The 390-nt window shown below is 35.6% G+C and carries 1 protein-coding gene; it reads right to left on the bottom strand.

From position 1 onward, the window contains the following. The coding region (locus tag AAEY62_RS20665; protein ID WP_350636129.1) for a hypothetical protein at window positions 1-390 on the bottom strand (390 nt) is incomplete at both ends.

The raw sequence follows: 390 nt of genomic DNA on the forward strand, positions 1-390 counted from the left end.
GAGGTAGACCACGATTTTAAACTAGATAACGTTTTACCGGTGTAGATTGAAATAACAGGGGTATTTTCATCAAGCACGAAAGTAGTACGAATCGAGTTTTTTGACTCTTTTTGGCTTTCATGCCAATTATTTTCAAGCAAACATTGGCGAGTAAAAGCCACTGCTTTTTGATGATCTGTTACAGCAGCTACTTGCTCTTTGTAACTATTTTGACAGCGGTAAATAACATTATCATGATCAAATGCAGTAATTTGGCAGTGTTGACCCACTAAATGATAGTTAGTACTCCAGCTATCCATAAATTTTGTAGTTACTTTGGTTGTTTTTAGCGATTCAAAACGGGTATCGTATGCACCAAGTAAGGTTTGAATTTTATTACATGGTGTAAGT

It is taken from the genome of Pseudoalteromonas sp. GW168-MNA-CIBAN-0100, assembly GCF_040309225.1.
Classification (GTDB): Bacteria; Pseudomonadota; Gammaproteobacteria; order Enterobacterales; family Alteromonadaceae; genus Pseudoalteromonas; species Pseudoalteromonas arctica.